Raw genomic sequence first — 9,756 nt, forward strand, 5'->3', positions numbered from 1 at the left:
CAGCCCAAAGTCGCTTCAATTTGCTATTTCAAAATTTTATTCAAGTATTCGCAACGAAAGAGCATCCCCTCGTCATTTTTTTGGATGACTTACAATGGGCAGATTCAGCATCTTTAAAATTGATGCAATTGCTGATGAGCGATAAAAATACCCAAAATCTTTTGCTAATTGGTGCTTATCGGGATAACGAAGTTTCCGACGCCCATCCCTTCATGCTCACATTGGACGAAATCCGCAAAGAATCAGCGATAATTAATCAAATTATATTAGCACCGCTAAACCAAACTTCCCTAAATCGCTTGATTGCCGATACCCTTAGCTGTCCGCCATTACGAGCAATGCCCTTAACAGAACTGGTTTTTCAAAAAACCAAAGGGAATCCTTTCTTTAGCAATCAATTTCTGAAATCCTTATATGAAGAAGGCTTAATATTTTTTGACTTTAATAGCGGCTATTGGCAGTGCGATATCGCAGGAGTACGGGCGCTATCCCTCAGCGATGATATAGTCGAGTTTATGGCAACTCAGTTGCAAAAGTTTCCAGACAATACTCGTGAAGTTTTGAAATTGGGAGCTTGTATCGGCAACCAATTTGACTTGGCAACTCTGGCAATAGTACACGAGAAATCTCAAGGCGAAACAGCGGCTGATTTGTGGAAAGCCTTGCAAGAAGGACTTGTTATTCCTGTTGGGGAAGTTTACAAGCTATTTCAGGAATCTGAACCTACGAGTGCAGACGATCGCCATTCGTCTGTACGTTATAAATTTTTGCACGATCGGGTACAGCAAGCTGGATATTTTCTGATCCCTGAATCCCAAAAACAATCAACTCACCTGAAAATAGGGCAGCTGTTATTAAGCAATACTCCTTCCGAAGAAAGGGAAGAAATTATTTTTGATATTGTCAACCAATTAAATATTGGCAAAGAGTTAATTACCAAACAAACTGAACGGCTCGAACTTGCACAGTTAAACCTAATTGCCGGACGTAAGGCTATGACGTCTACTGCTTATGCAGCTGCTATTAGGTATTTAACTGTTGGCATAGAATTGTTACCAGATTCTAGTTGGCAAAATCAGTATGACTTAACTTTGGGACTGTACGAATCTGTCACAGAGGCGTCCTACTTAAACGGTGACTTTGAGCAGATGGAAAAATTCGCAGCAGTTGTCCTGCAACACGCAAAAACTGTTCTCGACAAAGTGAAAGTTTATGAAGCCAAAATTTATACCTACACTCAAATTAACCAACACGAGGCGCTTAAAGTTGGTCTAGAAGTGCTGAAGCTATTGGGGGTAGATTTACCGAATTCGCCTACGCAGTCGGATATTCAGCGGGGATTAGAAGAAACAAATGCTTATTTGAAAGGTAAGAACATACCTGACTTGATTAATCTGCCTTTGATGCAAGATGCCAGCAAACAAGCAGCTCTGAGAATTATATCGAGTTTAGCACCTGCTGCCTACAATCTTATCCCGCCCCTGTTTATGCTGATGGGTCTTGAACAGGTGAAGTTGTCTATCAAATATGGGAACGCAAACTTATCAACTTCTAGTTATGCTGATTACGCGGGAATTTTATGCGGGCTGTTCCAAGATATTGAAAACGGTTATCAATTTGGAGAACTAGCTTTCAAGTTATTGGAACGTTTAAATGCTAAAGAATTGAAGAGTAAGATATTCTTCAAAGTGCCGATGTTTACTTGGCATCGCAAACATAAAGCCAGGGAAACTTTATCGCTGCTGCAAGAGTCCTACAAAAGCGGACTGGAAACAGGAGATATGCAACACGTAGGGTATTCGGCATTTTTTAAATGTCAGTACTCTTTTTTCTGCGGTTTGGAACTAACAGAGCTTGAACGAGAAATAAAAACCTTCAGTAATGCCCTAGCTCAGTTGAAGCAAGAAAAACCGTTGAATTATAATGAAATATTTCGACAAGTAGTATTGAACTTAAAAGGACAATCGGAAAATTCGTGCGTTTTAATGGGGGAAGCTTATAATGAGGAACAATCTTTAGCAGATTTTCACGCGACAAATAATCGCATCGGACTTCATAATATATATTTAAGCAAACAGATTCTCTATTATCTGTTCGGACAGCCATATCAAGCTGTTGAAAATGCTGCTTTGGCAGAAGAATATTTAGACAGTATGACAGGAATGCTGAGCGTTCCGGCATTTTATTTATATGATTCTTTAGCTCGTTTAGAGACATTTAATAAAACGAAAAAGAATAGGGGCGAGCTATTCAAAAAAGTCAAAGCGAATCAAGATAATATGCAGAAATGGACGTACTATGCGCCGATGAATTATCTGCATAAATATTATTTGGTGGAGGCAGAGCAGCATCGAGTGCTTGGTAATTTTACGCAAGCAACTTATTACTACGATCGTGCGATCGCCCTCGCGAAAGAAAATGAATTTATCCACGAAGAAGCCCTAGCTTACGAACTTTATGCCAAAATGTATCTGGCGTGGGGCAAAGAAAAAATCGCCAAATTATATCTAACTGATGCCTACTACACTTACGAGCGTTGGGGAGCTACAGCAAAACTTGCAGATTTACAAAAACGCTATCCAGAATTGCTCTCGGAGTTTCTGCCAGAAACAACTAGCTTTGACAGACAAGAGACAATTCTTGAGATGAAGAAAGCAACCGTCACTTCTACCAGTGGCGGTATGTCCCAGTTTCTGGATTTGGGAACTGTAATCAAAGCTTCTCAAGCTATCTCTGGAGAAATCGATTTGGGTAAATTGCTCTCCAAGCTGATGGAAGTAGCGATTGAAAATGCGGGAGCATCGAAAGGCGCTCTTATGTTGATTTCGGGAGAAAATTTAGTTCTTGAAGCTGTAACGGGGTGTCCGAATTTAGAAAATCATCGCTCACAGAATGAAAATAGTCATAAGACAAACCTTGCCGTCAAAGTCCTGCCCTCAGTGCCTGTCAGCGAAAGCGAAGAGATACCTCTGTCAGTAATTAATTATGTTTTTCGTACCGAAGAAGTGTTAGTACTGGCAAATGCGACAACAGATTCAACCTTCGCAGCCGATCGCTATATAATCAAGCACCAACCGAAATCATTATTGTGTGTTCCCATTGTCAATCAAGGCAAAGCGATCGGCATTCTTTACTTAGAAAACAATCTCACTACAGGTGCTTTTACCCCCGATCGCTTGGAAGTTCTCAAAATTTTATCGTCCCAAGCAGCTATTTCTCTAGAAAATGCCCGCCTCTATCAAACACTGATCTCCAAAAATGAAGAACTGCGGATCGCAGAAGAAAATTACCGCAGTATCTTTGAAAACGCCCTAGAAGGGATTTTCCAAGCTACTCCTTCCGGTCGTTACATCAGTGTTAATCCGGCGATGGCACGTACCTATGGTTACGATTCTGCGGATGAGATGATCGCTTCCGTCGGCAACATTGGTAGCGAAATTTATGTTGACTCTAGCAGCTTGGATGACTTCTATCAACAGATGCAGTCAGAAGGGAAAGTGAAAAACTTTGAGTATCGAGCTTATCGCAAAGATGGCAGTATCATTTGGGTACAGGAAGATGCCCGTGCAGTTCGCGACGGAGATGGCAATGTGCTTTATTTTGAAGGGATTATTCAAGATGTCACCGAACGCAGGCGCAAAGAAGAAGAACTCAAACGCCAGTTGCAAGAACTCCGCATTGAAATTGACCAGCAAAAGCGCCAACAGGAAGTTGCTGCCATTACTCAAAGCGATTATTTCCAAGAAATCCAGGCAGAAGCAGGGGATCTGGAGTTAGATGATTTTTGGAACTAGCGATCGCATTCCCTGTAAGGTTTGGGTTTTCTGCTCTGCTAACTCTTTCAAATAATTGTCTGCCTGAGCCATATTAGTAATAGGTTGGGTTAGATCTGCCAAATGTCCAAAAACTCACATCTTGCAGAATTTTCCACAAAACCTGAGCAACCGGGTTTCTGATGGAATAAGTTTGAATGAGGAAGATCGGGGAGAAGCGCCTTGTGAGAGATTGTGAAAAAACAAAAGAACAACTGATTGATGAGTTGGCACTTCTGCGCCAAGAGATTGACGATCTCAAAGCCAATGTAGCCGATCGTACATCGCAAGCGGTGGCACTGTCCGATCGCATTGTGGAATTAGAATCCCAATTGCCACAGACAGATATCCGCAAAATCCGCATCTGCGGACTCGATATAGAATGGCATCCCCAGGAGCAATGTCTGCTGGGAAACTTACCCGTAGCGATGATGTGGATCGATACCACTTTAGCTAGCTTGATGGCTGGCGTGCAGGCAATGGTAGGGACAGAGCGTTTTGCGCTCATCCTGCAAAGGGAGGGACGTAAAAGCGTAGAAACTGATTGGCAGGTGATTTCCCAATTTCCCAACTTTGCGGAAGGTTTCCAAGAACTGAGTAAAGTAGCTTTCGTCGCAGGTTGGGGAAATTGGCAGCTGGTATCGCTAGATTGGGAAAAGCAAGAATGTAGCTTCCGAGTGAAAAAATCTTGGGAAGCGAGGTATCAAAAAGCTCTTGGTGTCTGCTGGGGTAGCGCTATGTTAGCCGGCAAACTGGCAGGATACTGCACCAAACTGTTCGGGAGAAACTGCTGGACTGAGCAAACTGCCTTTATCGCCAGAGGAGATGAATTCGATGAATTCCTCGTGCTACCCTCTCATCGTTGCATAGAAGAAGAAATTGATAAATTATTAGCCAGTGATGAGGCAAGTAGCGCCGATATGGCTGTAGCATTGGCAAAGCTACGCCGGGAAATACGCGATCGCGAACGAATCGAACAGGAATTGCGAGAAAGCGAGCAGCGATTCCGCGCCACGTTTGAGCAAGCAGCAGTCGGTATAGCTCATATTGGATTAGACGGTCGGTGGTTAAGAGTTAATCAAAAACTTTGCGACATCGTAGGTTACACCCGCGAAGAGTTGCTGAGTAGCACTTTTCAGGAAATTAGCCATCCCGACGACGTAAATCTTCACATGGAATATTTGCGTCAGTTATTGTTAGGTGAAATTCAGAACTATTCCATCGAAAAGCGTTACCTTCGCAAAGATCGAGCGTCTGTTTGGATTAATTTGACGGTTTCCCTGCGACGTTCTTCTAACGGCACAGCCAAGTATGCGATCGCAGTAGTTGAAGATATCAGCGATCGCAAGCAAGTACAAGCCGAACTAAACCGCATTTTTCATCTTTCTTTTGATATGCTTGCCGTCGCCAGTGTGGACGGCTATTTTAAACGGCTCAATCCCGCTTGGGAAAACACCTTCGGCCATACTCTCTCCCATTTCCTCAATCTACCGTTTTTCGATTTTGTTCATCCTGAAGACCAAGCTGCTACAGTTGCGGAAGTAGAAAAGCTCAACAGCGGTGTTACTACTCCCTACTTCGAGAATCGCTTTCGCTGCAAAGATGGATCTTACAAATGGCTGGCATGGAGTTGCGTTCCCGTCGTGGCAGAAGGGCTAATATATTGTGTCGCCCGCGACATTACCGAACGCAAACAAGCTGAGGAAGCTTTGCGAAATTCGGAAGCGCGAGAGCGAGAAAGAGCTTGCCAACTTCAACAAGCTTTAGAAGAACTCAAACAAGCTCAATCCCTACTGATTCAGAGTGAAAAAATGTCTTCTTTGGGTCAGTTGCTGGCTGGTGTTGCCCACGAAATTAACAACCCAGTTAACTTTATTTACGGCAATCTCTGCCATGCCAGCGAATATGCCCAAGACCTCTTGGGTTTAGTGGAACTTTATCAAGAGCATTACACCAATCCCATACCTGAAATCCAAGCAGAAGCGGAATCGATCGACTTAGAATTCTTGATGGAAGATTTACCGAAACTATTGTCTTCTATGAAAGTAGGAGCCGATCGCATTCGCGAAATTGTGATGTCGCTGCGAAATTTCTCGCGGCTTGATGAAAGCCAAATGAAGGAAGTCGATATTCACGAAGGTATCGATAGTACTTTAATGATTTTGCACAATCGTATCAAAGCAAGATCCGATCATCCGGGCGTCCAGATAATTAAAGAATATGGGAAATTGCCTAAAATTAATTGCTACCCCGGTCAACTCAATCAAGTATTTATGAATATTATTACGAATGCTATTGACGCGCTGGAAGAGGGTAGTAAGGAAAAATCTCACCCATTACCCAGTATTTGCATTCGCACCGAAGTGTGGGACAGCAACTGCGTAGCGATCCGCATCATCGATAACGGCCCAGGTATGAGCGAGTCAGTGCGATCGCAACTATTCGATCCATTCTTTACTACCAAACCTGTTGGTGTAGGTACTGGCTTGGGTTTGTCGATTAGCTACCAAATCGTAGTGGAAAAACACCGAGGACAGTTGCGCTGTTTGAGCGAACAAGGTAAAGGGACAGAGTTTATCATTGAGATTCCTATTCGACAGGAAAGTTAAAAAAAGATAAGGATTATTGACAAATTACAAATAGCTAATCACTAATGACTAATAGCTAATAACTAATTACAGATGGCAAAAATGAGTTATCTCGAAACTGCCGCAGAATTTTACTCGGAAGTAGCACAGACACCGCAAGTAGGTCTGTGTTGCGTGCAAAGCAGTCCCCTACAACTGCCAGGACTGAAAGTTCCCTGTCAGATGCGCGAAATGAACTATGGTTGCGGCACCACCGTACATCCCACCGAACTGGCAGGCGAACCAACTGTGCTTTACGTAGGCGTAGGTGGGGGCTTAGAAGCGTTGCAATTTGCTTACTTTTCCCGCCGTCCCGCAGGCGTAATTGCTGTCGATCCGGTCGCCGCCATGCGCGAAGCAGCTAACCGCAATTTAGCGATCGCAGCCTTAAAAAATGACTGGTTTGAGCCCAGTTATGTGGAAATTCGGGAAGGCGATGCTTTTGCCCTGCCGGTGCCAGACGCTTCTGTGGATGTAGTCGCTCAAAATTGTCTGTTTAATATCTTTGCACCAAGCGACTTAGCCAAAGCCCTGCAAGAAGCCTACCGAGTTCTCAAACCGGGGGGACGCCTGCTGATGAGCGACCCCATTGCTACTCGTCCGATTCCGGCACACCTGCAACAAGACGATCGCTTGCGGGCTATGTGCCTATCTGGCGCTTTAACCTACGAGCAGTATATCCAGCAACTCGTCAGTGCTGGTTTCGGTCAAGTCGAAATCCGCGCCCGTCGTCCTTACCGACTTCTGGACTGTCAAAACTACAATTTGGAAGCACCGTTGCTATTGGAAAGTCTTGATTCTGTTTCCTTCAAAGTGATAATTCCAGAAGATGGCCCTTGTATTTTCACCGGCAAAACGGCAATTTACATGGGTGCGGAAGAGTTTTTTGATGATTCCGCCGGACATATCCTCCAGCGTGGCGTCCCAGCAGCTGTGTGCGATAAAACTGCCGCTAAGTTTGCCTCAATGAAGTCAAATGACATTTTAATCACCGATTCCACCTGGCACTACACTGGTGGCGGTTGCTGCTGAACTCCATGATTCATCAGGTAGGATAGCTGAAGAGACGTTTCAAGAAAACTTGATGCTAAACCTACCTGCGATCGCACCGGATACTATCGTTGCTGGCTTTCATGCCCTATCTGACCCCCTGCGGCTTCAGATCCTAGATCTGCTGCGTTCTCAAGAGCTGTGCGTCTGCGAACTCTGCGATCGATTGAACGTCACTCAATCTAAACTCTCGTTTCACCTGAAAACCCTTAAAGAAGCGGGCTTGGTGTTCGCCCGTCAGGAAGGACGCTGGATTTACTACAGCCTCAATCTATCTCAGTTTGTCGTCCTAGAACAGTACCTGGCAGAGTTCCGTCGCTTCAGTACCATGCTGCCCGCCCGCCCCTGCAAATAGGGGAGTGGGGAGCGGGAGAAGGGACAATGAGGCACAAAAAAGGGTAGTTAACCCGGATTTAGTATAATCCATCAACTTTCTTAACAAGATTATTTGTTTATTTCCCTTAAAACCCACTTGACAAATCAATTTTTTTTGAAATGATAGATTTGTACCCCTAAACTGTTCGATCTGGGGGAAAGACACCGACCAGTATTGCATGGGATCGGCTCTCATAGCCGATCCCAAATTCAGGTAATGATAATGAATACAAATAAGTCTCGATCGAGTAGACTTCCAGTTAATGCTGGAAGCAATCTCAGTTTCTTTGAAAAATATCTCACTGTCTGGGTATTTTTGTGCATTTTGGCTGGCATCGCACTGGGTAGATTATTCCCAGGTGTAGCGGTAGCACTTGATGCAATGAGCGTTTATCAAGTGTCGATTCCCATTGCCATTTGTTTGTTTTTCATGATGTATCCCATCATGGTAAAAATCGACTTTACCCAAGCAGCAAATGCAATGCGATCGCCCAAACCAGTCATCCTTACTTTAGTAGTAAACTGGTTAATCAAGCCATTTACAATGGTAGTTTTTGCACAGTTTTTCTTGGGGTGGCTGTTTCGCCCTTTAATTCCAGGAAACGAACTAATTCGCGGCGCTGAAGTCGCGCTAACTAACTCCTATATTGCCGGGACAATTTTATTAGGAATCGCTCCTTGTACAGCGATGGTACTGATGTGGGGATATCTTTCCTACGGCAATCAGGGACATACTCTAGTAATGGTAGCAGTAAATTCTCTGACAATGCTGTTTCTGTACGCACCTTTGGGGAGGTGGTTGTTAGCAGCAAACGATCTGGTAGTACCTTGGCAAACAATTGTGCTATCAGTGTTAATATATGTGGGTTTGCCTTTAGCTGCTGGAATGTACAGCCGTTACTGGATTCTCAAAAATAAGGGAAGAGAGTGGTTTGAACATCGCTTTCTGAAGTATCTCAATCCAATTGCGATCGCAGCGCTTTTACTGACATTAATCCTTCTGTTTGCCTTCAAGGGAGAACTAATTGTCAACAATCCCCTACACATTCTGCTAATCGCAGTACCGCTGTTTATCCAAACCAACTTTATTTTCCTAATTAGTTACGTAGCAGCTTTAAAAATGAAACTTCCTTATGAAGATGCTGCACCCGCTGCGCTGATAGGTGCTAGCAATCATTTTGAAGTTGCGATCGCCACCGCTGTCATGCTTTTCGGTTTAAATTCCGGCGCAGCACTAGCCACAGTAGTAGGCGTTTTAATTGAAGTTCCCGTAATGCTTATGCTGGTAAAACTTTGCAAACAAACGGCATTTTGGTTTCCCCGCACTCCCGAAAAAGCGTCATTGCGAGACCCCCGCTGTATCGGTTATTTTGAATAATCTCAACTCCGGTAGCATCGGTTGGATAAAAAATCGCTTTCTTATCCGCGTCCATCTGCGTTTATCTGCTTACATCTGCGGTAAAAATTTAACCCCCGATCTCCACAGATAATCTTTTGTATCGCTTATATACAACCGATACAACCGGACAAAATATAGTTTACCCTGCTTAAAAACCTATGAAAAAAGTCATGTTCGTTTGCAAGAAAAACTCTTGCCGTTCCCAAATGGCAGAAGGATTTGCTCGCAGGCTAGGACAAGGTAAAATATCTGTTACCAGTTCCGGACTGGAAGCGAGCCACGTTAATCAAGTTGCCGTTCGAGTGATGGATGAAATTGGCATCGATATCACTTCTCAAACATCAAAACCTTTGAGCGATTTTAAACCCCAAGACTACGATATCGTCATATCTCTGTGCGGCTGTGGAGTGAACTTACCAGAACATTGGGTGATGCGCGAAGTTTTTGAAGATTGGCAACTGGACGATCCCGACGGACAAGCGATCGAAGTTTT

The 9,756-nt window shown here is 43.9% G+C and carries 7 protein-coding genes; 6 read left to right on the forward strand and 1 reads right to left on the reverse strand.

The window, feature by feature from the left end; genetic code table 11:
• Positions 1-3,794 (forward strand): PAS domain S-box protein (locus tag H6S82_RS08270; protein ID WP_191056144.1); only part of this gene is annotated, 3,794 nt, incomplete at its 5' end.
• Here the strand turns inward: H6S82_RS08270 and H6S82_RS33915 are convergent.
• Complete coding sequence (locus H6S82_RS33915) at positions 3,774-3,896, reverse strand: hypothetical protein (protein ID WP_255512247.1); 123 nt, start codon at positions 3,894-3,896, stop codon at positions 3,774-3,776. The genes H6S82_RS08270 and H6S82_RS33915 overlap by 21 nt on opposite strands.
• A 101-nt stretch (positions 3,897-3,997) precedes the next feature.
• Here H6S82_RS33915 and H6S82_RS08275 point away from each other — a divergent pair, with 101 nt between their 5' ends.
• The 5 genes from H6S82_RS08275 to arsC all read left to right on the forward strand — a co-directional run.
• Positions 3,998-6,421 carry a PAS domain S-box protein gene (locus H6S82_RS08275; RefSeq protein WP_190466310.1) on the forward strand — a complete coding sequence of 808 codons (2,424 nt, stop codon included), beginning with the start codon at positions 3,998-4,000 and terminating at the stop codon, positions 6,419-6,421.
• A gap of 72 nt (positions 6,422-6,493) precedes the next feature.
• Positions 6,494-7,471 carry an arsenosugar biosynthesis arsenite methyltransferase ArsM gene (gene arsM, locus H6S82_RS08280; protein ID WP_347339474.1) on the forward strand — a complete coding sequence of 326 codons (978 nt, stop codon included), beginning with the start codon at positions 6,494-6,496 and terminating at the stop codon, positions 7,469-7,471.
• 52 nt (positions 7,472-7,523) lie between these two features.
• Positions 7,524-7,844, forward strand: coding sequence for a metalloregulator ArsR/SmtB family transcription factor (locus H6S82_RS08285; protein WP_190466340.1), 321 nt, complete (start codon positions 7,524-7,526; stop codon positions 7,842-7,844).
• Positions 7,845-8,087: 243 nt separating this feature from the next.
• Positions 8,088-9,242, forward strand: a complete 1,155-nt coding sequence (arsB, locus tag H6S82_RS08290) for an ACR3 family arsenite efflux transporter (protein WP_190466305.1) — start codon at positions 8,088-8,090, stop codon at positions 9,240-9,242.
• A 179-nt stretch (positions 9,243-9,421) separates the two neighbouring features.
• A partial coding sequence (gene arsC / locus H6S82_RS08295; protein ID WP_191056145.1) for an arsenate reductase, glutathione/glutaredoxin type occupies positions 9,422-9,756 on the forward strand: 335 nt, incomplete at its 3' end.

Source organism: Planktothrix sp. FACHB-1355 (assembly GCF_014748295.1).
GTDB classification, from domain to species: domain Bacteria; phylum Cyanobacteriota; class Cyanobacteriia; order Cyanobacteriales; family Aerosakkonemataceae; genus Aerosakkonema; species Aerosakkonema funiforme_A.

Excerpts from the sequence above, each read along its gene's own strand:
- arsM (WP_347339474.1), top strand. The coding sequence starts at position 6,494 with ATGGCAAAAATGAGTTATCTCGAAACTGCCGCAGAATTTTACTCGGAA.
- H6S82_RS08285 (WP_190466340.1), top strand. The coding sequence starts at position 7,524 with ATGCTAAACCTACCTGCGATCGCACCGGATACTATCGTTGCTGGCTTT.
- arsB (WP_190466305.1), top strand. The coding sequence starts at position 8,088 with ATGAATACAAATAAGTCTCGATCGAGTAGACTTCCAGTTAATGCTGGA.